The organism is Streptomyces sp. CG 926 (assembly GCF_003148825.1).
Classification (GTDB): Bacteria; Actinomycetota; Actinomycetes; order Streptomycetales; family Streptomycetaceae; genus Streptomyces.
In genome coordinates, this window is sequence record NZ_QGGZ01000010.1 from 110,998 (window position 1) to 133,830 (window position 22,833).

Annotated in this window: 24 protein-coding genes; 12 read left to right on the forward strand and 12 right to left on the reverse strand. The window is 73.3% G+C overall.

Annotated features, from left to right (window positions below; genetic code table 11):
- Nucleotides 1-59 precede the first annotated feature (59 nt).
- A complete protein-coding gene (locus BCL76_RS25690) occupies nucleotides 60-1,202 on the forward strand; it encodes a molybdopterin-dependent oxidoreductase (protein ID WP_109781762.1) in 1,143 nt (380 codons plus the stop codon).
- On the forward strand, nucleotides 1,202-1,609 hold the full coding sequence (locus tag BCL76_RS25695; protein ID WP_109781763.1) for a hypothetical protein: 408 nt from the start codon (nucleotides 1,202-1,204) through the stop codon (nucleotides 1,607-1,609). Before BCL76_RS25690 ends, BCL76_RS25695 begins: the two co-directional genes overlap by 1 nt.
- A 75-nt stretch (nucleotides 1,610-1,684) precedes the next feature.
- On the opposite strand, the gene BCL76_RS25700 is transcribed toward BCL76_RS25695, so the two are convergent.
- Genes BCL76_RS25700 through BCL76_RS25710 form a run of 3 tightly spaced genes read right to left on the reverse strand, consistent with a single transcriptional unit; the run spans nucleotide 1,685 to nucleotide 3,671 of the window.
- Nucleotides 1,685-2,341, reverse strand: coding sequence for a class I SAM-dependent methyltransferase (locus tag BCL76_RS25700; protein ID WP_109781764.1), 657 nt, complete (start codon nucleotides 2,339-2,341; stop codon nucleotides 1,685-1,687).
- Entirely contained in the window at nucleotides 2,338-2,958 is a 621-nt protein-coding gene (locus tag BCL76_RS25705; RefSeq protein ID WP_109781765.1) for a TIGR04282 family arsenosugar biosynthesis glycosyltransferase, read from the reverse strand. Before BCL76_RS25705 ends, BCL76_RS25700 begins: the two co-directional genes overlap by 4 nt.
- Entirely contained in the window at nucleotides 2,955-3,671 is a 717-nt protein-coding gene (locus tag BCL76_RS25710) for a glycosyltransferase family 2 protein (RefSeq protein ID WP_109781766.1), read from the reverse strand. The genes BCL76_RS25705 and BCL76_RS25710 overlap by 4 nt, the downstream gene beginning before the upstream one ends.
- Nucleotides 3,672-3,794: 123 nt before the next feature.
- Between BCL76_RS25710 and BCL76_RS25715 the strand changes: the two genes are divergently transcribed.
- The 3 genes from BCL76_RS25715 to BCL76_RS25725 all read left to right on the forward strand — a co-directional run bounded on the left by BCL76_RS25715 (nucleotide 3,795) and on the right by BCL76_RS25725 (nucleotide 6,883).
- On the forward strand, nucleotides 3,795-4,610 hold the full coding sequence (locus BCL76_RS25715; RefSeq protein WP_109781767.1) for a response regulator transcription factor: 816 nt from the start codon (nucleotides 3,795-3,797) through the stop codon (nucleotides 4,608-4,610).
- Nucleotides 4,603-5,715 carry a sensor histidine kinase gene (locus tag BCL76_RS25720; RefSeq protein ID WP_109781768.1) on the forward strand — a complete coding sequence of 371 codons (1,113 nt, stop codon included), beginning with the start codon at nucleotides 4,603-4,605 and terminating at the stop codon, nucleotides 5,713-5,715. The genes BCL76_RS25715 and BCL76_RS25720 overlap by 8 nt, the downstream gene beginning before the upstream one ends.
- 208 nt (nucleotides 5,716-5,923) lie before the next feature.
- A complete protein-coding gene (locus tag BCL76_RS25725) occupies nucleotides 5,924-6,883 on the forward strand; it encodes an SDR family oxidoreductase (RefSeq protein ID WP_258309903.1) in 960 nt (319 codons plus the stop codon).
- Between the two features lie 62 nt (nucleotides 6,884-6,945).
- Here the strand turns inward: BCL76_RS25725 and BCL76_RS25730 are convergent, their stop codons facing one another.
- Both BCL76_RS25730 and BCL76_RS25735 read right to left on the reverse strand, forming a co-directional pair.
- Nucleotides 6,946-7,983: an NAD-dependent epimerase/dehydratase family protein gene (locus tag BCL76_RS25730; protein WP_109781769.1), complete on the reverse strand. Its 1,038-nt coding sequence runs from the start codon at nucleotides 7,981-7,983 to the stop codon at nucleotides 6,946-6,948.
- 101 nt (nucleotides 7,984-8,084) lie between these two features.
- Nucleotides 8,085-9,491 carry a serine hydrolase domain-containing protein gene (locus tag BCL76_RS25735; protein WP_258309904.1) on the reverse strand — a complete coding sequence of 469 codons (1,407 nt, stop codon included), beginning with the start codon at nucleotides 9,489-9,491 and terminating at the stop codon, nucleotides 8,085-8,087.
- Between the two features lie 282 nt (nucleotides 9,492-9,773).
- On the opposite strand from BCL76_RS25735, the gene BCL76_RS25740 reads away from it, so the two are divergent.
- Both BCL76_RS25740 and BCL76_RS25745 read left to right on the forward strand, forming a co-directional pair.
- Nucleotides 9,774-10,058, forward strand: a complete 285-nt coding sequence (locus tag BCL76_RS25740) for a DUF6400 family protein (RefSeq protein ID WP_109781770.1) — start codon at nucleotides 9,774-9,776, stop codon at nucleotides 10,056-10,058.
- Nucleotides 10,045-10,302: a hypothetical protein gene (locus BCL76_RS25745; protein ID WP_030758738.1), complete on the forward strand. Its 258-nt coding sequence runs from the start codon at nucleotides 10,045-10,047 to the stop codon at nucleotides 10,300-10,302. Before BCL76_RS25740 ends, BCL76_RS25745 begins: the two co-directional genes overlap by 14 nt.
- Before the next feature lie 24 nt (nucleotides 10,303-10,326).
- On the opposite strand, the gene BCL76_RS25750 is transcribed toward BCL76_RS25745, so the two are convergent.
- The 3 genes from BCL76_RS25750 to BCL76_RS25760 form a co-directional block, all read right to left on the reverse strand.
- Nucleotides 10,327-11,133, reverse strand: coding sequence for a 3-hydroxybutyrate dehydrogenase (locus BCL76_RS25750; RefSeq protein WP_109781771.1), 807 nt, complete (start codon nucleotides 11,131-11,133; stop codon nucleotides 10,327-10,329).
- 122 nt (nucleotides 11,134-11,255) lie between these two features.
- A complete protein-coding gene (locus BCL76_RS25755; RefSeq protein WP_109781772.1) occupies nucleotides 11,256-11,954 on the reverse strand; it encodes an HAD family hydrolase in 699 nt (232 codons plus the stop codon).
- An 85-nt stretch (nucleotides 11,955-12,039) separates the two neighbouring features.
- Nucleotides 12,040-13,497: a L,D-transpeptidase gene (locus BCL76_RS25760; RefSeq protein WP_258309905.1), complete on the reverse strand. Its 1,458-nt coding sequence runs from the start codon at nucleotides 13,495-13,497 to the stop codon at nucleotides 12,040-12,042.
- A 173-nt stretch (nucleotides 13,498-13,670) separates the two neighbouring features.
- Between BCL76_RS25760 and BCL76_RS25765 the strand changes: the two genes are divergently transcribed.
- The 3 genes from BCL76_RS25765 (at nucleotide 13,671) to BCL76_RS25775 (ending at nucleotide 15,897) form a co-directional block, all read left to right on the forward strand.
- Entirely contained in the window at nucleotides 13,671-14,189 is a 519-nt protein-coding gene (locus tag BCL76_RS25765; protein ID WP_109781773.1) for a GNAT family N-acetyltransferase, read from the forward strand.
- A 59-nt stretch (nucleotides 14,190-14,248) separates the two neighbouring features.
- On the forward strand, nucleotides 14,249-14,797 hold the full coding sequence (locus tag BCL76_RS25770; protein WP_109781774.1) for a GNAT family N-acetyltransferase: 549 nt from the start codon (nucleotides 14,249-14,251) through the stop codon (nucleotides 14,795-14,797).
- Between the two features lie 74 nt (nucleotides 14,798-14,871).
- Entirely contained in the window at nucleotides 14,872-15,897 is a 1,026-nt protein-coding gene (locus BCL76_RS25775; RefSeq protein WP_109781775.1) for an NAD-dependent epimerase/dehydratase family protein, read from the forward strand.
- A gap of 84 nt (nucleotides 15,898-15,981) precedes the next feature.
- On the opposite strand, the gene BCL76_RS25780 is transcribed toward BCL76_RS25775, so the two are convergent.
- Nucleotides 15,982-16,659, reverse strand: coding sequence for a MerR family transcriptional regulator (locus BCL76_RS25780; protein WP_109781776.1), 678 nt, complete (start codon nucleotides 16,657-16,659; stop codon nucleotides 15,982-15,984).
- Nucleotides 16,660-16,749: 90 nt separating this feature from the next.
- Here BCL76_RS25780 and BCL76_RS25785 point away from each other — a divergent pair, with 90 nt between their 5' ends.
- Nucleotides 16,750-17,274, forward strand: a complete 525-nt coding sequence (locus tag BCL76_RS25785; protein WP_109781777.1) for a DUF4188 domain-containing protein — start codon at nucleotides 16,750-16,752, stop codon at nucleotides 17,272-17,274.
- A 13-nt stretch (nucleotides 17,275-17,287) separates the two neighbouring features.
- Here BCL76_RS25785 and BCL76_RS25790 read toward each other — a convergent pair whose 3' ends face one another.
- The 3 genes from BCL76_RS25790 to BCL76_RS25800 all read right to left on the reverse strand — a co-directional run bounded on the left by BCL76_RS25790 (nucleotide 17,288) and on the right by BCL76_RS25800 (nucleotide 21,406).
- Nucleotides 17,288-18,085: a class I SAM-dependent methyltransferase gene (locus BCL76_RS25790; protein ID WP_181382731.1), complete on the reverse strand. Its 798-nt coding sequence runs from the start codon at nucleotides 18,083-18,085 to the stop codon at nucleotides 17,288-17,290.
- Nucleotides 18,086-18,208: 123 nt separating this feature from the next.
- On the reverse strand, nucleotides 18,209-20,260 hold the full coding sequence (locus tag BCL76_RS25795) for a prolyl oligopeptidase family serine peptidase (RefSeq protein ID WP_109781779.1): 2,052 nt from the start codon (nucleotides 20,258-20,260) through the stop codon (nucleotides 18,209-18,211).
- 78 nt (nucleotides 20,261-20,338) lie between these two features.
- The gene (locus BCL76_RS25800; RefSeq protein WP_109781780.1) at nucleotides 20,339-21,406 is read right to left on the reverse strand and encodes an AI-2E family transporter; all 1,068 of its coding nucleotides are present in this window, start codon (nucleotides 21,404-21,406) and stop codon (nucleotides 20,339-20,341) included.
- Nucleotides 21,407-21,540: 134 nt separating this feature from the next.
- Between BCL76_RS25800 and BCL76_RS25805 the strand changes: the two genes are divergently transcribed.
- Nucleotides 21,541-22,833 carry an MFS transporter gene (locus tag BCL76_RS25805; protein WP_109781781.1) on the forward strand — a complete coding sequence of 431 codons (1,293 nt, stop codon included), beginning with the start codon at nucleotides 21,541-21,543 and terminating at the stop codon, nucleotides 22,831-22,833.

Consider the following 22,833-nt stretch of genomic DNA (forward strand, 5'->3'; position numbering starts at 1 on the left):
CGCATTCCGTAAGGTGTTCCACCCGCCCATCGGGTCCTCGGCGGGGGTGTGATGGGCTCATGCGCTTCCCTTCGCCCCCGGGCCCGCCGATCACCTTCACGGCGCGGCTGCACGACGCCCGTACCGCGACGGTGATCGGCCGGCTGCTCGGGCTCGCCCTCGTCGTCTGTTTCGCCACCGGTGTGCTCAGCCACTTCCTCCAGCATCCGCCGCTCTGGTTGGCCGACCGGCTCCCGAGCCGCCCGTACTGGGGCTACCGGCTCACCCAGGGGCTGCACGTGGCCTCCGGCACGGCCTCGATCCCGCTGCTGGCGGCCAAGCTGTGGACGGTCTACCCGCGGCTCTTCGCGTGGCCGCCGGTACGGTCCGTGCTCCACGCGCTGGAACGGCTCTCGGTGGCCGTGCTCGTCGCCGCCGCGGTCTTCGAGCTGTTCACCGGGCTGCTGAACACCTTCCAGTGGTACCCCTGGCCGTTCTCCTTCGTTCCCGTGCACTACGCCGTCGGCTGGGTCCTGCTGGGGGCTCTGCTGCTGCACGTCGCCGTGCAATGGCCGCTGATCCGCGACCACTTCACCCGCCGCTCCCCCGGCACCCTGGCCCTGCCCGAGACCGATGGTCCGGACCGGCGGCAGCTCCTGGCGGCGGTCGTGGCCGGGGTCGGCGCGGTCACCCTGACCACCGTCGGGCAGTCCGTCACCGCGCTCGGCCCGCTGGAGCTGTTCGGTCCGCGCAGTCCGGCGCACGGCCCGCAGGGGCTTCCGGTGAACCGTACGGCCGCCGCGGCGGGCGTCACGGCGGCCTCGCTGGACGGCTGGCGGCTGACCCTGACGGGGCCGCGCCCGGCCGCCCTGACCCTGGAGGAGCTGCGCGCGCTCCCGCAGCACGAGGTGACCCTGCCCCTGGCCTGTGTGGAGGGCTGGAGCAAGTCCGCGAGGTGGACGGGCGTACGGGTACGGGACCTGCTGGAGTTGGCCGGCGGGGGCCCGGACGCGCGCTGCCGGGTGGTGTCGCTGGAAGCGGTGGGCGCGTACCGGGTGATGGAGATGGGCCGCCTGTACGCGCAGGACCCGCTCACCTTGCTGGCGCTGCGTCTGAACGGTGAGGTGCTGTCGCTGGACCACGGTTACCCGGCGCGGATCATCGCCCCGAACCGGCCGGGCGTCCTGCAGACCAAGTGGGTCGGCCGACTGGAGGTGGCGTGATGGCCTTCCGTCATGCGGTCGGTGGCGTCGGCGTGGTCGTGATGGCCTTCGGCGGCCTCCTGCTGGTGCGGGAACCCGAGCCGGGGCGGATCGCCCTGTGGCTCGCGGGTGGAGTCCTCGTGCACGACGGACTGATCGCCCCGTCGATCGTCGGGGTCGGGGCGCTGTGCGCGGCGGCGGGCCTACGCCTGCGCGGGGTCCCGCGCGCCGCGCTGGTCGTCGCGGGTTCCCTGACGGTGATCGCTCTGCCGCCGCTCCTGCGTCCCGGTGGCGTGGCGAACCCGTCGGTGCTGCCGTTGGACTATCCGCGGAACTGGCTGCTGGCGATGGCCGCGATCGGCGTACTCACGGCCGGGTACGCGGGAGCGCGCACATGGGGGCGCCGACGGACGGCCCGTCGGCGCTGAGCAGGGCGACCACGTAGGGGGAGTCGATGCCGACGGGCATCGACTCCCCCTACGTGCTGCTTCTTCCCGACCCGGTCAGCGCCGCAGGCTCACGAAGTCGCGGCCGCCGGCCTGCCAGGTCACGGGCCGGGTCCAGCCGGCGTCCACGGCTTCGGCGCACAGGGCGCGGGCGCCGAGCCGGGCCCACCGGAAGGGCGCCCCGCGGCCGCCGCGGCCGTCGTCGACGTACACCTCCACGCGTTCGTCCACATCGACGGTGGTCACCTCGACCAGCAAGGAGCCGTCCGGGGCAGCGAGCTGGGCGGCGCGGTGGAGCAGCGCGGCCGGGTCGCCGCCGATGCCGATGTTGCCGTCGATGAGCAGGACGGTGCCCCAGCGGCCCTCCCCGGGCAGCGGATCGAAGACGGACCGGCACAGCGCGCTGCCGCCGGCCCGCGTCGTGCGGGCCACGGCCTCGGGGGTGACGTCCACTCCCAGCGCCCGGTGCCCGCGCGTGGCCAAGGTGGCGACGAGGCGCCCGGGGCCGCAGCCGATGTCCAGGACGGGCCCCGTACAGCGGGCGAGGACGCCTTCGTCCGCCTCGTCCGGTTCGGCGCACCACCGCTCGACGTCCAGCGGGAGCAGCCAGCCGTCCGAGCGCCGTAGGTAGAGGGGGCCTTGGCCCGCGCGCAGCGCGTCGGCGTAGGGGTCGGCCCGCCAGGCGAGGGCGGGTTCGGCGAGTTGGGCGGTCATCGTGTCACCGCGCGCAGGCCGCAGTGCAGGGTGGCGAAGCGGCTGGCGGGTACGTCGGCGGCGACGCGCGCCGCGTCGGCCGGGGTGTCCACGTCGCACAGCTCGGGCAGGTCCCGTACCGTCCGCCCGGAGGCGATCAGCCGGGCACGCTGTGCCTCGCCCGTGGTCGGCAGGGACATGGGTACGCCGAGGAGCAGGGCCGGGTCCGGCTCGGCCAGGCCCAGCGCCCAGAAGCCGCCGTCGTCGGCGGGGCCGAACCAGGCGTCCGTCTCGCCGAAGTCGAGGCCGCGCGCGAGCAGGTCCGGGGTGACCTGCGGGGTGTCCATGCCGATGAGCAGGGTGGGCCCCTCGGCCCGGGCGAAGGCCGCGGCCAGCCGGGCGTCGAGCCCGCCCGCGCACTGCGGGACGACCTCGATGCCGTGGGGCAACCAGGGCCCGGGCGCCCCGTCGAGTACGAGGACGCGCCGCCGGGCCGGGGTGGCGAGGACGGCGGCCAGGGTGTCCTGGAGCGCGGCCCGCGCCAGCTCGGCGGCCTGTTCCGGGGTGAAGTGCGGGGTGAGGCGGGTCTTGACCCGGCCGGCGACGGGCGCCTTGGCGATGACGAGGAGGGTGCTCATGCGGAAACCCCCTCGGTGGGCGCGGGCCGGCCGCCCGGCGGCTCGGCGAGCACCTCGCGCATGTCCCGCACCGCGTGCCAGGTGCCCCGCCAGGTGCCGGTGACCTTGGACTTCCCGGATCGGGGCAGGTAGGGGATGTCGGTCTCGGCGACGCGCCAGCCGGCGTCGGCGGCCCGGACGACCATCTGGAGCGGGTAGCCGCTGCGCCGGTCGGTCAGGTCCAGGCCGAGCAAGGCCTCGCGGCGCGCGACCCGCATCGGTCCGAGGTCGTGCAGTCGCAGTCCGGTACGGCGGCGCAGCATCCGCGCGAGCGCGAGGTTCCCGGCGCGGGCGTGCACGGGCCAGGCGCCGCGCCCCTGGGGTCGGCGGCGGCCGAGCAGCAGGTCGGCCTCGCCGGCGGCGACGCGCACCGCCATGGCGGCGAGCAGCCCGGGGTCCATGGAGGCGTCGCAGTCGCAGAAGCAGACCAGGTCGGCGCGGGCGGCGAGCAGCCCGGCGTGGCAGGCGGCGCCGAACCCGCGCCGGCTCTCCTTGACGACGGTGGCGCCCAGGCTCCGGGCGATCTCCGCCGAGCCGTCGGTCGAACCGTTGTCGACGACGATGGCGCGCCATCCGGCCGGCACCCGCGCCAGCACCCAGGGGAGCGCCTGCGCCTCGTCGAGGCACGGCAGTACGAGGTCCGCGCGGGGCGGAGCACAAGCTGATGAAGTCACCCTCCACACCGTAGGAACCGGAACTGCGGAAAGGGGGGCCGCAGACCTTACGAAACGCGGACGCCGTCCTGTGGAAGGGGGGCTGGGCCACCCGCGGGCCGCGACGGGTGGCAGCCTGGGGGCATGGCAGTGAGCAATACGGAGAGTACGAACGAGGGGCTCGGCGCCGGCGCCCAGGGCAGCGTTCTGGTCGTCGACGACGATCCGACGGTCTCGGAGGTCGTGGCCGGTTACCTGGAGCGGGCCGGATTCGCGGTCCGCCTGGCGGCGGACGGCCCGGCCGGACTGCGCGCCGCCCAGGAGCACCGGCCCGACCTGATGGTCCTCGACCTGATGCTCCCGGGGATGGACGGGCTGGAGGTCTGCCGCCGGTTGCGCGCCGGGGAGAACGGTCGCCGGCCCGTCCCCGTCATCATGCTCACCGCACGTGGCGACGAGGACGACCGGATCCTGGGCCTGGAGGTGGGCGCGGACGACTACGTGACCAAGCCCTTCAGCCCGCGGGAGCTGGTGCTGCGGGTGCGCTCCGTACTGCGCCGGGCGCAGGCCGGCGCCCCGGCCGACGCTCCGGAGGGCGGCCCGCAGGGCGGTCCGCGTCTGTCGGTCGCGGGCCTGGTGCTGGACCCGGCGGCCCGCCGGGTCCACAAGGAGGGCCGGGAACTCGCCCTTACCTTGCGGGAGTTCGACCTGCTCGCCTACTTCCTGGGCCACCCCGGCCAGGTCTGCGACCGGGAGCGGCTGATGCGCGAGGTCTGGGGCTGGGACTTCGGCGACCTGTCGACGGTCACCGTGCACGTCCGGCGGCTCCGGGGCAAGATCGAGGACGATCCGGGGAACCCACAGCTGATCCGGACCGTCTGGGGTGCCGGGTACCGCTTCGAGGCGGCCCCGGACACCGGGTCCGCTCACGACGTCCGCTCGGAGGACGGCCATGCGTGACTTTCTGCTGATCGCCCTGTACGCGCTCCTCGGCGCGGGCGCGGCCGGCCTGCTCGGGGCGGTGGCGCTGCGGATACTGCGCAGGCGCAGTGTCGCCGTCTCCCTCGCGATCGTCGCCGCGGTCGCGGTGTCCGCGATGCTCGCCGGAACCCTGACCGTGGCCTGGGCGATGTTCCTGTCCTCCCACGACCTGGCCGTCGTGACCATGGTCGTGGCGACGGCGGCGGCCGTCTCGATGGTCACCGCGCTGCTGCTGGGCCGTCAGGTCGTTCGGCGCTGCCGGGAACTCGTCCGCGCGGCCCGGGTCTTCGGGGAGGAGGGTACGTTCGCGGCGCCGACCGTGCCCGCCCCCGCCGAGTTGACGGCGCTGAGCCGCGAGTTGGCCCTCACCAGCGACCGGCTGGCCGCCTCCCGGGAGCGCGAGCGGGCCCTGGAGGCTTCGCGGCGCGAGCTCGTGGCCTGGATCTCGCACGATCTACGCACCCCGCTGGCCGGGCTGCGCGCCATGTCCGAAGCGCTGGAGGACGGCATGGCGGCCGATCCCGCCCGCTACCACCGGCAGATCCGCACCGAGGTGGACCGCCTCAACTCGATGGTCGGCGACCTCTTCGAGCTCTCCCGCATCCACGCGGGCGCGCTGTCCCTCACCCTGACCCGGATGTCGCTGCACGACCTGGTGGGCGACGCCCTGGCCGGTACCGACGCGCTCGCCCGCGAGCACGGTGTACGGCTGGTCGGCGAGGGGGTCGCCTCACTGCCGGTGGAGGTCGACGGCAAGGAGATGACCCGGGTGCTGTCCAACCTCCTGGTCAACGCCATCCGCCACACCCCGGCCGACGGTACGGTCGCGATCGCCGCCGAACGCCGCGCGGACTCGGTGGTGGTCTCGGTCACCGACGCCTGCGGAGGCATCCCCGAGGAGGACCTCCCGCGCGTCTTCGACACGGGCTGGCGCGGCACCCCGGCCCGCACCCCTCCCTCCGGCGCGGGCCTGGGCCTCGCGATCGTCCGGGGCATCGTCGAGGCCCACGCGGGCCACGCGAACGTCCACAACGTCTCCGGCGGCTGCCGCTTCGAACTGACCCTGCCGGCCGCCGCCGGCTAGGTAATACCCGGCCGTCTCAGGGCGATTGAACGCCCAGGGGATGCACGGGGACCGGATGTGCGACTGCCCTCCCATGTGAGCCCGCGCCGGGTTAGGGTGGTCGAACTCGATCCGCAGCCATGGTTCTTGTCGGCACGGGATACGGCCTCGGCCGTCCGGTGTCCGGGCCAGGTGCAAGATCTCCGCTTACACGTGGAAGGTTCTTGCCGTGGACAATTTCGAGCGCCATGAGAAGGTGCCGCCCTGCGAACGCCCCGTTCTGCTGACCGTCGTCGGTCCGCGCAAGGACGAGGGCAACAGCCCCACCGGGATCGTCGGCCGATGCCTTGCACGGCAGTTGCTCGCCATGGGCCGACGGGTGCGGGTGATGGCGGAGCCGGACCGGTTCGACGGCCCGCCCGACGGGGTCGAAGTCGTGGAGGGGTCCATCACGCGACCGCTGGAGTGTGCCCACGCCTTCGACGGTGTCGGGGCCGTGTTCCTCGCCGGTGCCCATCCCTCGACGGTCCAGGACGCCCTTGCTCTCGCTCGGAGAGCCGGTGCCGGGAAGATCGTCCTGCTGTCGTCCCACGGGCCGGAGTACGAGGCGGCGAATCCACCGGAGACCTGGTTCTGGCTGGCGATCGAGAAGGCCGTGGAGGCTTCGGGCCTCGCCTGGACGCACATCCGGCCGTCGGCCGTGATGGGTGCCGTCATCGAGGGCACCTACCCGGCCACGGGGTCCGACTGGCCCGACACCGTCCGGGCCGACGGGGTGGTCCGGGAGGCCTTCCTCGGTGCCGGGCACTACCCCTTCATCCATGAGGAGGACCTCGCCGCCGTGGCGGCCGCGGCCCTGACCGGTGACGACCACGCCGGGACGGTCGTGGAGGCGGTGGGCCCACCGCTGAGCACGCGTGCACGGATACGGAGCGTCGCTGCCGCCCTCGGCCGTGACCTCGGCACGGTCGACCTGACGCCCGACGAGTGCCGGGCGGTGTGGCGAGGTCTCGGCTGGCCCGAAGGCGCGATCGACGTGACGCTGTTCGCCCTCGAGGTGTACGGCGCCCGATACGCCGAGCTCCTTCGATGGACGCTCGACCAACGGCCGTCCGTGCAGGACGTCATCGGCCGTCCCCCGCGCACGTACGACGACTGGGTGCGCGAGCACATCGACGTGTTCCGCTGACCCCGGCCGACCGGCGGGGTGGCTCGACCCCCGCCGGATGATCAAGGTCTGCTAGGCCTGGGTCACGGCCCCGTCGCAAAGGAAACGGCCTGGCCCGTGGCCAGTTCGGCCATGCCCGCGGCGAACGGGACGACCGGGCGCCAGCCCAACTCGTAGCGCAGCCGCGCCGAGTCGGCGGTGATGTGCCGGACGTCCCCGAGGCGGTACTCGCCGGTGACGACCGGCGTCGGGCCGCCGCACGCGGCGGCCAGCGCCTCGGCCATGTCGCCGACGGTCCGCGGGTCGCCGCTGCCGACGTTGTAGGCGGTGAAGCCCGCGGGCCCGGTGGCCGTGGTGACCCCGGCCGGGGCCTCCATGGCCTCCAGGGCCACCGCGTTGGCCGCGGCCACGTCCCGCACGTGGACGAAGTCCCGGCGCTGTCCGCCGTCCTCGAAGACGCGCGGTGCCTCGCCCCGCGCGAGCGAGGACCGGAACAGCGCGGCCACTCCCGCGTACGGGGTGTCGCGGGGCATCCCCGGCCCGTAGACGTTGTGGTAGCGCAGCGAGATGACGCGCCCACCGGTGGCCCGGGCCCAGGAGGACGCGAGGTGTTCCTGGGCCAGCTTGGTCGTGGCGTAGACGTTGCGGGGGTCGGTCGGGGCGTCCTCGGTGACCAGCCCCGGCGCCAGGTCGGCGCCGCAGACCGGGCAGCGCGGTTCGAACCGCCCGGCCCGCAGGTCGCTCTCGGCGCGCGGGCCGGGCCGGACGATGCCGTGGTCGAGGCACTCGTAGCGCCCCTCGCCGTAGACGACCATCGACCCGGCGAGCAGCAGCCGCGGCACGCGGGCACGTGCCATCTCGGCCAGCAGCACCGCGGTGCCCAGGTCGTTGGCCGACACGTAGCCGGGGGCGTCGCCGAAGTCCTTCCCGAGCCCCACCTTGGCCGCCTGGTGACAGACCGCGTCCACGCCCGCCAACGCCTCCGCCACGGCATGCGGGTCCCGTACGTCCCGCCCGTCCTTCGCCAGGTCGAGAACCAGCGGGTCATGGCCACGGCCGATCAGCTCGGCGACGATGTGCGAGCCGATGAAGCCCGCTCCTCCAGTCACAAGTACGCGCATGCCCCGACGCTATGCCGCGCACCGCCCCGCTTCGCCCATACCGGGCCGTACGTCACGGATCCGTAAGAACAGCGGCCGGGCGGTACCTCACCCGTGTCCGGTCAGCGCAGGGGACCCGAGAGCGGTCCGGGGAGCGCGGGCATGGTCGGGGGCAGTGCCGTCCGCCGCTCGGCCGGTGCCTGGGGCGACGGGGCCTGGGCCGGTGGGGCCTCGGCGGGGCGGTTCTTCGCGGCCGGGTCCGGGAGGCGCGGCGTGCCGGCGCCGCACAGGGCCCGGTCGCGGTAGTCCCGCATGGCGGCGTCGGCCGGGTGCGGGTCGAAGGCGGTGCTGGCCGCGTCGAGGCGCTGGTACTTCATCAGGTTGTACCCGACGGCGAACTGGCGGCTGCCGTCCGGGCTGGACAGCGCCCAGGTCCCGGCGCCCCAGACTCCCCCGTCGTGGCCCCAGGCCGGTCCGCAGGGCGTGTCCAGGGAGTAGATGCCGAGGCCGTAGTGCATGACCACGGTGCCCTCCGGGCCCTTGACGTCGACGGTGGTGCGCATCTGGTCCAGCTGGCGGCGGGGCAGGAGGTCGCCGCCGAGCAGGGCACGGTAGAAGGTGTTGAGGTCCTGCGGGGTGGAGACGAGGGCGCCGGCGGTACCGGCCCAGGTCATGTTGTAGTCGCTGTAGTCGCGCGGCGGGTCGATGAGCCCGTAGAAGTTCTCGTACATGCGGGCGTGGGCGCCACGGATGCGCGGGTCGGTGCCGGGGAAGTAGGTGTCGCGCAGGCCCACGCGCCGGATCACGTCCCGTGTGATCAGCTGCTCCGGGTCCTGGCCGGTCACCTTGCGGAGTATCTCGCCGAGCAGGATGTAGTTGGTGTTGGAGTAGGACCAGTCGGTTCCGGGCTCGAACCGCTGCGGACCGGCCACGCCGTAGCCGATCAGCACGGCGGGTTCGATCGTGCGGTACCGGTTCTCGTCCAGGCTCTCCGTGGTCCCCTTCAGGAGGGAGGGGAAGGCGTCACCGATGTAGTCGTGGATGCCGCTGGTGTGGTTGAGGAGCATACGTACGGTCACCGTGCGGCCACGCTCGCCGGGCAGCAGATCGGGTACGTAGTCGCCGACCGGCCGGTCCAGGTCGATACGGCCCTTCGCGGACTGCTGGAGGACGGCCACGGCGGTGAACGTCTTGGTGACGCTCCCGACGCGGTGGCGGAGGTCGGGGCGGACCGCGCGCCCGGTGGCGATGTCGGCGAGACCGGCGGCGCCGTCGAAACGCCGGCGGCCGTCGCGGACCCCGGAGTGGACGCCGTAGATGCCCGCCGCGTGGATCGCGTCCAGTCCCGCCTGCAGCTGGGCCGGGTCCAGGCGCTTTGCGGCGTCCTGGCCGTAGGTGCCCGGCGCTTCCGGGGTCGCGGCGCTCGCGGCCGGCGCGAGGCCGGCCAGCAGGGCCACGGCGACGGCCGTGGCCGAGACGGCCCGTCGCAGGCGAGGGGCGGGGCGGTCGGTGGGGCGGGTGTGGGGCACGGCGGCTCCTCGTCGGTGGCCCCGGTGGGGCCCGGCGATCTCGGTCCCTGCAATTCTTGGCTCCGGAGCTGTGCCGCGACCTCCTCCGCGAGGACGAAGCGGGCATCAACCTCCAGACCGAGAAGCACCTTGACAGGCCATTACATTTGTCACACCACCTGCCCGGCCGCGCCGCCCGCTCCGGAGCGACTCCTCCTGGCCCGCACACCCCCTGATCAGGGGAATGTGACTCCGCCCACGCTCCCTTGACCGGGGAAGGAAGGGCTACCTAACTTCGAAGGTATGGCCCCCCACGAACCCACTCCTCCCTGCGACGCCACCGGTGCTTCCGACGCGTCCGAGCTGGTCGATTTCGCCGTCGACCTCACCTCGCAGGAGGTGCTCCGGCGCGCTCAGGTGATGGCGGCCCTCGGCCCCGACTGGGATCCGCTGGAGGTGCTCCTCGGCGAGGAAGCCGCGTACGACCTGCTCTATTCCGGGCTCGACGCCGAGCAGCAGCGCCTCTACGACGACCTGGTCGCGGCCGGTGTGCTGCCTTCGCGCGGAGACGGCAGTGCTGCCGCTTGACCCGCAGGCCGACCCCGGGCGCCGTGCCTGGGTGGCCTGCCCGAAGTGTGCGGACGCGCGCGGCTGCGAGCCCTGCGAGCAGCGGCGGACGTGCTCCACGCACTGGCGCTACCTGCTGACCAACACCGGCAGCATGCTCCACCTCCAGTGCCCCGGGTGCACGCACGTCTGGGTGCACGAGAGCGGCTTCGGGGCCACCCGTTCCCTGTGGGACCGCGTCACGGGCGCCGGGCCCGGCTTCTGACGGTGCCGCCGGGGCTCACGGGGCTCAGGTGGCGGTCCAGCCTCCGTCCAGGGGGATCGAGGCACCCGTGATGTAGCCGGTGTGCGGGCCGCAGAGCCACAGAACGGCCGCGGCGACCTCCGCCGGTTCGATCAGCCGCTTGATCACGGAGCGCCTCAGCAGCACGTCGGACACCACCTGCCCGGTGTCGATGCCGTGGGCGGCGGCCTGGGCCTCGATCTGCCGCTCGACCAGTGGTGTGCGGACGTAGCCCGGGTTCACGCAGTTGCTGGTGACGCCGTGCGGGGCGCCTTCGACGGCCGCGACCTTGCTCAGCCCGTCCAAGGCGTGCTTCGCGGTCACGTATCCGGCCTTGAACGCGCTGGCGCGCAGCCCGTGCGCGCTGGAGATGTTGACGATGCGGCCCCAGCCGCGTGCGCGCATGTGCGGCACGGTCCGGCGGATCAGCAGGAACGGGGCGTGCACCATCACGCGCTGCATGAGGGCGAAGCGGTCCGGCGGGAACTCGGTCAGCGGGGCGACGTGCTGCAGGCCGGCGTTGTTGACCAGGATGTCGATGTCGGCCGGCAGCTCCTCGACGCTCTCGGCGCGGGCCAGGTCCACCACGTGCGCCCGCCCACCGATCGTCTCGGCGACGGCCTTCGCCGCGGCGGCGTCGATGTCCACGACGTGTACGTGGGCCCCGGCCGCGGCGAGGGCCGAGGCGCAGGCCCGCCCGATGCCACCGCCGGCCCCGGTCACGAGGGCGGTGCGACCCGCCAGGTCGATGCCCGCGGCGGCGGCTGTCGCATGCGGCGCGGGAGGGGGCACGGGAAGGTATCCGCTCGTCATGCCCGGAATCATCCGGGACACCCGTGGGTCGCTCCCATGTGCGCGGCCGCCACAGTCGGGCCGCGGGGTGTGTCGGCGGTCGCCAGGAGACGGCCCACCCCGCCCACGCCCCGGGGAGCGTTCTACGCCGGACCGAGCAGGTCCAGGAGCGGGGCCAGTGCGGCGGGCCGCCGGTCGACCGGGAGGTGGTCGACGAAGTGTACCGGGCAGCCGAGCGCCCGCGCGCCGCCGTCGGCCTCACGGCTGTCGCCGACCATCAGCACTTCGGCCGGGGCCGGGCCCAGCCGGTCGCAGGCGGCCTGGAAGATCACCGGATCGGGCTTCTGGACGCCCAGCTCGAAGGAGAGCACGTAGGCGTCGACCAGTTCGTCGAGCCCGTGCGCGCGGAAGATGGGCCGCAGGTCCCATCCGATGTTGCTGACCACGGCCACCGGGATCCCCCGGCGGCGCAGTGCGCGCAGGGTGGGTTCGGTGTCCGGGTAGGGGCGCCAGGCGGCCGGGGTCATGTGGCGGTCGTAGAGCGCCCGCACCAGCTCCGGGTCCGTGACACCGGCGGCGTCGATCAGACCGCAGTATGCGGCCCGGTGTTGCTCGGCGCTGATGTCGCGCCCGTCCCACAGGGTTTCGAGGTGGGCCGGCATGTGCTGGGGCGACAGCCCGCCGGGCAGCGCCCCGTACTCGGTCAGCCGCCGCACCGTCCCGCCGAACTCCTCCTCGGCCGACGGGATGCCGGTCTCCGCGAGGGCGGCGGCGAGCCACTCCTGCGTCGACTCGACGCGCAACAGTGTGCCGGAGAAGTCGAACATCACTCCTTTGATCATGTGGTGATCGTAGTCCGGTGCGCGCCGCCGCCGAGCGGGTACGGGCACCTCGGTCGGACGGCCGACCGTGGCGCCCGGGGCGGGGTCAGGTGGACGGGTGCAGCCGCGACGGGACGGGGCCGGCCGGTGGGTTATGCGGGCTCCCGTCGATGGCGGCCAGGGCGCTGCCCGCCAGCCAGGTACGCCAGTCGACGTTCCAGTCCCCGAAGCCGTTGTCGAAGGGGGCCATCTTCTCTCCGCCGCTGTTGACCACCTCCACGATGTCTCCTTCGCGGACGGTGTCGAAGAACCAGGCGGCCTCCTCGGTGCTCATGCCCGTGCAACCGTGGCTGACGTTCTCCTCGCCCTGCGCCTCGACCGACCACGGCGCGGCGTGGATGTACTCGCCGCTCCAGGTCACCCGGGTCGCGTAGGAGACGGGCAGGTCGTAGAACTCGCTGGTGCCGCGCCTGATGCCGACGGTGTCACCGCGCATGCGGACCTTGGGCTCCTTGCGCAGCACGACCTTGATGCCGCTGCGGGTCCTGAAGCCCTCCTTGCCGGTGGTGACCGGGATGGTCCTGATGACCCGTCCGTTGCGGCGTACGGTCATCCGGTGGGTGGCGGAGTCGGTGACGGCCTCGATCCGGTCCGCGATGGTGAACTGCACGGCGTCGGAGGGGCCGCCGTAGTCGTGGTCCCCGACCTCGACCCCGTCGAGACCGCTGCGCACGCGCACGACGGTATGGGCGGGCCAGTACGTACGCGGCCGGAAGTGCAGGGTCGATTCGTCGACCCAGTGCCACGCGCCCTCGACATGGGGTTCCGAGGTCACCTGCAGGCCCCGCTCCAGTCGGGCGCGTGCCGGGAGGTCGTCGGCGGGCACCGGGCGGCTGAGGCTCGCCGTCACGATCTCCCCCGCCCCGTACGTGCCGGGGCCCGGCCCGAACTCGACGGTGAGCCTGCCCCCGTCCGCGGGGGGCGCGGTCCGGAACGCCATGGTCACGCCGACCGCGGTGCCGTCCGGGTCCAGGGCGCCGACCTGCACGGTGTAGGTCTCCCCCGCCCGCAGCGGCTCGCTGTTCAGCCAGCGCTCGCTGTGCGGGGCGAGTTCGCCGGCGAGGTGACGGCCGTGACCGTCGCGCACCGTCACGTCCGTGAGCCGGCCCGGTTCGGCCAGGGCGATCTGGAGCGGCCCGCCGGAGTCCGTCGGGAGGACGTCGGTCCGGGCGCTGCGTGCCGTGTCACCGAGGGCGGGCTCCTTCACCACGGATCCCGTCCCGCGGGCGGTGGCCCGTACCCGTTGTTCCTGCCAGCCGCTGCACAGGCCGGGCCGGAACATGCGCACCGCGCACGGCCCGTCACCGGACCCGCGGCCCTCGTCCAGCACCCTCCCGACCAGCAGGGTGACCGCGGCTTCGCGCGGCGGGCCCGCGAGGGCCCCCTCCGCGGTGTCCGCGTCGGGCGCGCGACCCGGCGCGGCGGCGACGACCAGCATGGCCCCCGTCACCGCGGCCACGGCGCCCCACGTCTTGGTCGGTTGTCTCCGTCGCATTCGTGACATAGCCGTATCAAAGCGATGTGGCACCAAAATGATGATCACTCCCTCGGCGCTGCGGCCGAACGGGCACCGAAGAGAACTCGGACGGAGCACCGAAGCCGCCCCCGGCGAGCGGGGAACGGCCGCGGGCCCGAAACTCGGATGCCCTCGCCCGAGCCGCCCGCGACAATGCGGCCATGGCTATCGCTTTCACCGTCCGCCCGGCACGGCCCACCGAAGCGGCCGTCCTCCAGGACATCGAGAGGGCCGCCGGGCGCTGCTTCCGGGACATCGGCATGCCGGAGATCGCCGACGACGAGCCGCCGACCCTCGACGAGCTCGCCGCCCACCGACGGGCCGGGCGGGCCTGGGTGTCGGTCGGGGCGGCAGACGTCCCGGTCGCCTATTTGATCGCCGAGCGCGTCGAGGGGAATCTGCACGTCGAGCAGGTGTCCGTGCACCCGGACCACGCGCGTCGCGGGCTCGGCCGGGGGTTGCTGGAGCACCTGGCCGAGTTCGCCCGGCGTGCGGGCGTGCCCGCCCTGACCCTGACCACCTTCACCGAGGTCCCGTGGAACGCCCCGTACTACGCGCGCTGCGGGTTCCGGCAGTTGGACGAAGCGGAGCTCACCCCGGGCCTCCGGAAGATCCGCGAGCGCGAGGCGGCGCACGGTCTGGACCGGTGGCCCCGCGTCTGCATGCGGCGGGACCTGTGACGGCACCTCGGGCCGACCACCTGATCGATACCACTGAACGATGCGAAGAGGCATGCACGATGTTCGAAGGACGATTGGTAAGACTGCGTGCGCTGCGCGTCGAGGACGCGGAGCATCACCTTCGGTGGCGCAACGATCCGGAGGTGGTCCGCTGGGCCACGGCCGGTGATCCGTGTTTCGGCCCGGTCACGGCCGAGGCGGTCGGGCTCGGCTTCGACAGCATGCTGCGCCTGATGCCTCGGGAGTCGGCCGTGTTCACGGTCGAGGACCTGACGGACGGCCGGGTGATCGGCATGGTCGACTACCGGGACCTGGACCCCTACGCCGGAGTGGCCACACTCGGAGTCACCATCGGTGAAAAGGAGTTGTGGGGTCGCGGCCACGGCAGCGACGCGCTACGGCTGCTCGTGGACCACCTGTTCGGCGCCTACGGCCTGAGCCGCCTGGAACTGGACACCTGGAGCGGCAACGAACGCGCCGTGCGTGCCTTCGGCCGGTTGGGCTTCCGCGAGGAAGGCCGCCGCCGGTCGGCCGTGCTGATGGAGGGCGAGCGCTACGACAGCGTGCTCTTCGGAATGCTGCGCGAGGAGTGGGCGAATTCCGCGTGACGCGGTGGACGGCCCTTCTTCGCCGAGCGCGAACCGGCATCGCGGGGGTGCACACGATGTGCTGAGGTGGCCTGATGGATCTTCTTGTACTGGGCGGGACCGCATGGCTGGGGCGTGAGATCACGCGGCAGGCGCTGGAGCGGGGGCACACGGTGACCTGCCTCGCACGCGGCGAGAGCGGCGCCGTCGCGCCCGGCGCGCGGCTGGTGGCGGCGGACCGGAACGAGGAGTCCGCCTACGCGGAACTCCTCGAACGCGACCGCGACTGGGACGCCGTGATCGAGGTGTCCTGGCAGCCGGCCTTCGTCCGCGGCGCGCTCGCGGCCCTCGCCGGGCGGGCCCGGCACTGGACCTACGTCTCCTCCATCAGCGCCTACGCCGACCACGGCACGGTCGGCGCCGACGAGTCGGCCGCGCTGCTGCCGGCGGCCGAGGGCGAGTACGTGGGGCGGGAGGAGTACGGGGAGGCCAAGGTCGCCTGCGAGGAGCTGTCACGCGCCGCCGTGGGAGATCGGCTCGTCATCGCCCGGGCCGGTCTGATCGGCGGCCCGGGCGACGCGAGCGGACGGTCGGGGTACTGGACGGCGCGCTTCGCCCGTGACGTGGACCAGCCCGTGCTCCTTCCCGAGCCCGGCGAGGTGCCGACTCAGGCGATCGACGTGCGCGATCTGGCGGCCTGGCTCCTGGACCTGGCCCAGCAGGGCACCACCGGGACCTTCGACGCCGTCGGGCCCGTCGTCCCCTTCGACGACTGGGTCACCCTGTCGGCCCGTACGGCCGGGTACACCGGACCGAAGGCGGTGGCGGACCCGCAGTGGCTCCTCGACCAGGGCGTCGGGGCGTTCATGGGCCCGGAGTCGATGGCCATGTGGATGCCGGATCCGAAGTGGGCCGGCTTCTGCGCGCGCAGCGGAGCCGCGGCGCACGCGGCCGGGCTGCGCGACCGCCCACGCGCCGAGATGCTGAAGGACCTCCTGCGGTGGGAGCGCGCCGAGGGGTTGGAGCGCCCCCGCCGGGCCGGTCTGAGCACGGCCCGCGAGCGGGAACTGCTCACCGCACTCGCCGACGCTCCGGCCGGGGACACGACCCCGGCGCCCTGACCCGCGATCACGTCGGCGCGGGCGACGGCTGCGGCCGCGGCCGTGGCCGCAGCCGCGAGGAGGTCCGAGGGCACCGGCGGCGCCTCACTCCAGTCCGTACCGCCGGGCCGACTCCTCCTCCTGGGCCAGCCGGTGCAGCGCCTTCAGCACCGGCTGGAACAGGATGGTCGCCGCGACGGCGGTCTCGACCTTCTCCGCCTCCGTGGGGAAGGTCTCCACGAAGTCCAGGTCTCGCGCCGCCACTTGGTGCATCAGCCGCGCGTACGGGGCCATGAGCGTGGCGTCCCACGGATAGCCGAGCCGCGTCAGGGTGGCCACCGCCGCCACGAGCGAGCGGTGGACCGGGGAGAGTTCCCCCAACTCCCGTGCCGTGGACCAGCCCAGCGTCCGTAGCAGTTGGTCGACCTCGGCGCGCGCGGCGGTCGTGGCCTCGTCCTCACCGTCACGGTCGTCGCCGCCGTCACTCTTGCCGTCGGCCCGTTCGGGCTCGAGGGGAAGGGCCCACAAGGCAGCGCCCAGGCGCATCGTCCGGCCCAAGGACTCGTCGTCGACGTGCGCGAGCACCTGCCGGACCCGCGCCACCGGCACCTGGCCGACCTGGATCATCGCGCGGACGAGCCGCAGTCTGCGCAGATGGCCCTCGTCGTAGTCCGCGGTGGTCGCGCTGACCCGGCGGCCCGGCGGCAACAGCCCCTCGCGCAGGTAGTACTTGATGGTGGCGATGGCCACGCCGCTCCGCTCACTCAGTTCCGCGAGCCGCAATCTCTTGAACCTTCCCTTGGCGAGTGTCACTATCCAATCATGTGATGGTTGGACAGCAGTGCTATCCAACAGGGCTATGGGGAGGCCGACTTGTTCGCGAAACCCTTACCGGGCCGTACCACCGCAGCCGCCGAGGGGGACGTCGTCGTCCTGCTCATCGGAATGCGCATCAACCACTTCTGGGCCGTGCACCACTGGGTTCCCGTGGTCCTGGCCATGCCACGTATGCTCCGCGAGCTCGCCAAGCACCCCACCCGGGGCCTGCTCGGCCACGTCCTGCTCACCGCCTCGCCCCGCACGTACTACGTGGTCCAGTACTGGGAGTCCAAGGAGAAGCTCTACGCGTACGCCGCGGCCCCGGACATGCTGCACCACAAGGCCTGGTCGATCATCAACCGCAAGGACCGCGCGGGGAAGCTGCGCCGCCACGTGGGGCTGTGGCACGAGTCCTACATCGTGCCCGAGGGCTCGTACGAGTCGATCTACTTCGACATGCCGCCGTTCGGGCTGGCCGCGGCGACCGGGGTACTGCCCCTGGAGAGCCGCGGCCGGCGCGCGGCCGACCGGTTCGCGCACCGCACGCCCGCGGCCGGGACGGATCAGCGAGCCGGGTGAGGGGGACCCGCGGTCACCGCCGCGGCCTGGTCGCGACGGTGACCGCGACGGTGACGGTCCGGGTGTAGGTACCGCCGGGGTCGTGGTCCAGCAGGGCGGTGCGCAGTTCGGACGCGAAGGCGTCCTTGCGCTCGCCGAGCAGGGCCGGGCTGGAGGAGGCGCGGGAGAACTGCAGGCCGATCACCTGGTCCACGGTGCAGCGGGTGGACCGCTCCCACGTGGTGGTCCCGACGCGGGAGAAGGCCGACTTCGCGAGCTGGTCCTCCGCGTCCCGCAGACGGTCCGCCGCCGATGCCTCCGCACGCCGTGCAGGCGTTCCCTGTGCCGCCCCGGGTCCGGGTCCGAGGAAGCGTGCGCGCACCTCATCGACGACGGCCGGCCAGGCCGCCAGCAGGGAGGTGACGACGGCGATCCCGCCCCGTGGCGCGAGCACGGCGTCCAGGTCGGCCGCAACCCGGGCCCGGTCCATCCGGTGGAACGCGTCGCCGATGACGCACAGGTCGATCCGGGGCAGGCACAGCCGGCCGATGCCGGCGGCGTCGCCCCGCAGCCAGGAGATGTTCCCGAGGCCTTGCTCGTCGGCGCGTGCGCACCCTTCGGCGAGCATGGCCGGCTCCGGGTCGACGGCGTAGACCTGCTCGACCAGCGGAGCCAACGGCAGGCTGATCGTGCCCGGTCCGGCGCCGAGGTCCAGGACGGTCTGGGAGCCGTCGAGCGCGAACCGGTCCGCGAGGAGCGCGTAGAGCTCCGCCGGGTACGGCGGCCGGTGGCGGGCGTAGTACGGGGCGGCGGACGCGTACGGGGTACTCATGGGGGTCCTCCCTGACCGGGGTCGCATCCGCCGATGGTGGAGCACAACCCGGCCCCGGGCAGCGTCCGGCCCCGCAAATCCCCCGTACGGATGCCTCCCGTTCACCTGCACCCGGGTACCCGATCAGTCCCGCGGGGTCAGCCGCTCCCACAGGAAGGTGTGGACGAGGGCCTCGTTGAAGGCCGTCTGCCGGTGGTCGGTGGCGCCCGCGTGGCCGCCCCCGAGGTGCTCGTGGAAGAGGACCGGATGCCCGTGCTCACGCAGCCGGGCGGCCATCTTGCGGGCATGGCCGGGGTGTACCCGGTCGTCGCGGGTCGAGGTCAGCAGGAGCAGCGGCGGGTACGCGGGCCCGTCCGTCCGGATCCGGTGGTAGGGGGAGATCCCCTCCAGGTGCGGTCGGTCGGCCGGGTCGTCGGGGTCCCCGTACTCGGCGATCCAGCTGGCTCCGGCGAGCAGCTTGTGGAAGCGGAGCATGTCCAGCAGCGGTACGTGCGCGACGACCGCGCCGAACAGTTCCGGTTCGCGGGTGAGCATGGCGCCCATGAGCAGCCCGCCGTTGCTGCCACCCTCGATGCCCAGCTGGGCGGGGGTGCTGATGTCCCGGGCGGTGAGGTCCCGGGCGACCGCGGCGAAGTCCTCGTAGGCCCGGACCCGGTTCGCGCCGAGGGCCGCCTTGTGCCAGCCGGGCCCGTACTCGTGCCCGCCCCGGATGCCCGCGACGACGTACGTGCCGCCGCGTGCGAGCCAGGCCCGTCCGGTGACCGCGCTGTACTGCGGGACCATGGAGATCTCGAAGCCGCCGTACCCGTAGAGCAGGGTGGGACCGGGGCCCGGGCGGTCCTCGGGTCCGACGACGAAGTACGGCACCCTCGTGCCGTCCGCGGAGGTCGCGAAGTACTGGCGTACGGCGAGACCGGCGGTGTCGAAGAGGGCCGGGTTCTGCTTGAGGCTTTCACTCTCGCCGCCGTCGCCGGCCGTGCCCCGGTACAGGGTGGCCGGCTGGAGGAAGCCGGAGACCTGGTGGAAGTACTCGTCGCCGACGTCCGGGTCCGTGTCGGTGACCGAGGCGGTGGACAGCGGCGGCAGGCCCGGCAGCGGCGCGCGACTCCAGCCACCGGAGCTCGCGCCGGGGCCCGTGGCCGCGCCCGGGGTGAGCAGCTCCATCCGCGAGGAGACGTCGGCGCGGGTGCTGAGGATGAGGTGGTCGCGGGTCCAGCTGTATCCGGCGAGCGCGGTGCGCTCGTCCGGCGTGAACAGCACCTCGGCCTCCCGCTCCCCCGCCAGGAAGGCCTCGAAGTCGAAGGCCAGCAGACTGCCCGCGGGGTGGCCGAGCCACGGGGACTTGGTGGTGACGGTCAGCCACCGGCGGTGGACGGAGGCGCCCGCGTCGTCGGGGACGTCGATCTTCAGGGGCGGGCCGGCGGAGTCCTCCTGGAGCAGGAAGAGCTCCCGGTTCCAGAAGTCGATCTGCCGGTGGACGAAGTCCCGCGCGAAGCCGGGGGTGTCGTCGTGCCATCCGGAGGCGGACAGGTCCGTCGGCCGGCCCTCGTAGACCAGCTCGGCGTCCGTGAGCGGCGTGCCGCGCCGCCAGCGGCGTACCTGCAGCGGGTAGCCGGACGCGGACATGGAGCCGGCGCCGAAGTCCGTACCGATCCACACCCGGTCGTGGTCGATCCACCCGATCCGGGTCTTGGCCTCGGCGACGGCGAACCCGTCCTCGACGAACTCCAGGGTCTCCAGGTCGAACTCGCGCACCACGCAGGCGTCCGCGCCGTCCCGGGACAGCAGGACGAGAGCGTGCCGGTGCTCGGGGGCCAGCACGCGGCTGCCCGCCCAGGCCCACTTCTCACCCTCGGCCTCGGCGAGCGCGTCGAGGTCCAGGAGCACCTCCCAGGCCGGGTGGTCGGTCCGGTACTCCTCCAAGGTCGTCCGCCGCCACAGGCCGCGAACGTGGTCGGCGTCCTGCCAGAAGTTGTAGAGGTGGGCGCCTCTCCGGACGGTCCAGGGGATCCGGCCGTCGTCGTCCAGCACCTCGCGCATCTCCTGCTCGAGGACCTTGAACCCGGGCAAGGTGGTCAGCTCGTCCACGGTCTCGGCATTGCGCTCCCGCACCCAGGCGAGGGCGGCGTCGCCGGATACGTCTTCCAGCCACAGGTAGGGGTCTTCATCGCTCATCAGGCGATTGTGCAGGAAGCGACCGGCGGGTGTGCGCCGTCCGGCCGCCGGTCGTCCCGCTCGTGGGCCGTCCGTTTCTCAGTCGTCGTCGATCGTCGGGCCGACGGACCCGAGGCGGGCGTCGCGCAGCGCCGTGTGCACCGACCAGATCACCGACACCAGCGGGACCGCGACCACCGCGCCGACCACCCCGGCCGCGATGGCTCCCGCGACCACCGAGATCGCCACCACCAGCGGGTGCAGCCGGACCGCCCGGCTCATCACCAGCGGATGCAGCAGGTGGCCCTCGATCTGGCCGATGACCACGATCAGCGCGACCACCAGGCCCGCGACGAACGGCCCCTTCGCGGCGAGCGCGACCACCGCGGCCACCGCCAGCGCGACCGGCGATCCGATGAGCGGGATGAAGGCCGCGAAGAACTCCAGCACGGCCAGCGGCACGGCCAGCGGGACCCCGAGGAAGTACAGGGCCACCCCCACCAGGACCGCGTTCGTCGCCGCGACGAGGACGATCCCGCGGGTGTAGCCGGTGAACGTACGCCAGGCCGCGGCGCCGGCGATGCCCACGCGGGCTCGCACCGAGCGGGGCAGCTGCGCGCAGAACCAGGACCACTGCCGGTCGCCGCCGTGCAGGAAGAAGAACGAGCAGAAGGCCCCGAGGGCGAGCACGGTCAGGACGTGCACCAGACGCCCGGCTCCGCTGACCGCCTGGCTGAGCAGCGTGGAACGGTGGCTGGAGAGGTACTCGCCGAGGCGGGACTGGAGGTCGGAGAGGGCGTTCGGATTCAGCCGGAAGGGCGGTCGCTGAAGGTACGTCTCGATGCTGGAGAGCCCCTCGCGGAACTCCCGGGCCAAGGTGGTGCTCTCCCCCGCCACCGCCGTGCCGACCAGGGTCAGCACGCCCAGCAGGACCAGCGCGCTGCCGAGGAGGACGACGGCGACGGCGACCGAGCGGGGCAGGACGCGCGCGAGGCGTCGGGTGGGCCACCAGAGCAGGGCGCAGACGACGAGGCCGAGGAAGAGTGCCACGGCGATCTCGTGGAACTTGCCGAGCACGGCGAAGAGGGCGTAGACGGCGGCGCCGACCACCAGCAGGCGCCAGGCGTACGACGCTGCCGTACGCAGGAACGCTGACACCGGCGGCATGACCCATGGGTGCCACGGCGGGCGCGTGATCCCACGCGCCGGGCCCCGGATTCGCCCGTCCGTGAGCGATACGCGGCCGGTGTGCGCAGAAAATCCGTTGCCCCGGCCGTGAGGTCCACGGACGATGGCATCTCGTGAGCACTTCCCGATGGTCCGCCGTACTGCCCGATTTCGCACCGTTCCGATCCGGTCGGGACTTCAGGCTGCTCTTCTACCAGGGCACGGTGACGTACTTCGGTTCGTTCATGGCGATGATCGCCCTGCCGCTGCAGATCAAGCACCTGACGGACTCGCCGATGGCGGTGGGTGCGATGGGTGCGGTGGAGCTCGTTCCGCTGGTGGTCTTCGGGCTCTACGGCGGCGCCCTCGCCGACGCGGTCGACCGGCGGCGCCTGATCCTGCTGACCGAGGCCGGGCTCGGGGTACTCGCCCTGGTGCTGCTGGTGAACGCGTTGCTGCCGGATCCGCTGCTGTGGCCGCTGTACGTGGTGGCGGCGGGGGTGTCGGCGCTGAGCGGGCTCCAGCGGCCGGCCCTGGACTCGCTGATGGCGCGGATCGTGCCGCACGACCAGCTGACGGCGGCCGCCGCGCTCAACGGGCTGCGCTACCAGTTCGGGGCGATCGCCGGTCCGGCGCTGGCCGGTGTGGTCGTCGCCTTCGCCGGTCATGCCGCGGCCTACTCCGTCACCGTTCTCGGATTCGCCACCTCCGTGCTGCTGTGCCTGCGGCTCAGTCCGGCGCCGCCGGTGAAGGGGGCCGAACGCCCGTCGCTGCGCGGAATCGCCGAAGGCGCGCGCTACGCCTGGAGCCGGCCCGTACTGCTGGGGACGTACGCCGTCGACCTGGCGGCGATGTTCTTCGCCTTCCCGAACGCGATCTACCCCTTCCTCGCGGACGAGCTCGACGCCGTCTGGGCGCTGGGGCTGATGTACGCGGCCGGGGCGGTGGGCTCGCTGGCGCTCGGCATGACCAGCGGCTGGATGTCCCGGGTACGCCGGCACGGGCTGCTGGTGGTGTTCGGTGCGGCGGTCTGGGGCCTGGCGGTCGCCGGGGCCGGCGCGTCCTCCGGCATCTGGCTCGTGCTGCTGTGCCTCGCGGTGGCGGGCGCGGGCGACATGGTGAGCGGGCTGGGCCGGGCGACGATCTGGAACCAGACGATCCCGGAGGAGCTGCGGGGCCGGCTCGCGGGCATCGAGGTGCTCTCGTACAGCGTGGGACCGCAGCTGGGGCAGGTCCGGGCGGGCACGATGGCCGGCTGGACCGGTACCCGTTCGGCCTTCTGGGGCGGCGGCCTGGCCTGTGTGGCATCGGTGGCGGTGCTGGCCGCCCTGCTGCCGAAGCTGCTCTCCTACGACGCCGACACCGACGAGGACGCGCTGCGCCGCCGGGCGGCCCGGGAGGCGGAGCCGAGCGGCGCGGCGGCCTGA

Bases quoted from the DNA above. Each gene is read 5' to 3' on its own strand.
- BCL76_RS25730 (WP_109781769.1), bottom strand. From the start codon at position 7,983: ATGCGCGTACTTGTGACTGGAGGAGCGGGCTTCATCGGCTCGCACATC.
- BCL76_RS25800 (WP_109781780.1), bottom strand. From the start codon at position 21,406: ATGCCGCCGGTGTCAGCGTTCCTGCGTACGGCAGCGTCGTACGCCTGG.
- BCL76_RS25750 (WP_109781771.1), bottom strand. From the start codon at position 11,133: ATGACGAGCGGATACCTTCCCGTGCCCCCTCCCGCGCCGCATGCGACA.
- BCL76_RS25715 (WP_109781767.1), top strand. From the start codon at position 3,795: ATGGCAGTGAGCAATACGGAGAGTACGAACGAGGGGCTCGGCGCCGGC.
- BCL76_RS25700 (WP_109781764.1), bottom strand. From the start codon at position 2,341: ATGACCGCCCAACTCGCCGAACCCGCCCTCGCCTGGCGGGCCGACCCC.
- BCL76_RS25765 (WP_109781773.1), top strand. From the start codon at position 13,671: ATGGCTATCGCTTTCACCGTCCGCCCGGCACGGCCCACCGAAGCGGCC.
- BCL76_RS25795 (WP_109781779.1), bottom strand. From the start codon at position 20,260: ATGAGCGATGAAGACCCCTACCTGTGGCTGGAAGACGTATCCGGCGAC.
- BCL76_RS25720 (WP_109781768.1), top strand. From the start codon at position 4,603: ATGCGTGACTTTCTGCTGATCGCCCTGTACGCGCTCCTCGGCGCGGGC.
- BCL76_RS25740 (WP_109781770.1), top strand. From the start codon at position 9,774: ATGGCCCCCCACGAACCCACTCCTCCCTGCGACGCCACCGGTGCTTCC.
- BCL76_RS25790 (WP_181382731.1), bottom strand. From the start codon at position 18,085: ATGAGTACCCCGTACGCGTCCGCCGCCCCGTACTACGCCCGCCACCGG.
- BCL76_RS25705 (WP_109781765.1), bottom strand. From the start codon at position 2,958: ATGAGCACCCTCCTCGTCATCGCCAAGGCGCCCGTCGCCGGCCGGGTC.
- BCL76_RS25760 (WP_258309905.1), bottom strand. From the start codon at position 13,497: ATGTCACGAATGCGACGGAGACAACCGACCAAGACGTGGGGCGCCGTG.
- BCL76_RS25775 (WP_109781775.1), top strand. From the start codon at position 14,872: ATGGATCTTCTTGTACTGGGCGGGACCGCATGGCTGGGGCGTGAGATC.
- BCL76_RS25690 (WP_109781762.1), top strand. From the start codon at position 60: ATGCGCTTCCCTTCGCCCCCGGGCCCGCCGATCACCTTCACGGCGCGG.
- BCL76_RS25755 (WP_109781772.1), bottom strand. From the start codon at position 11,954: ATGATCAAAGGAGTGATGTTCGACTTCTCCGGCACACTGTTGCGCGTC.
- BCL76_RS25695 (WP_109781763.1), top strand. From the start codon at position 1,202: ATGGCCTTCCGTCATGCGGTCGGTGGCGTCGGCGTGGTCGTGATGGCC.
- BCL76_RS25770 (WP_109781774.1), top strand. From the start codon at position 14,249: ATGTTCGAAGGACGATTGGTAAGACTGCGTGCGCTGCGCGTCGAGGAC.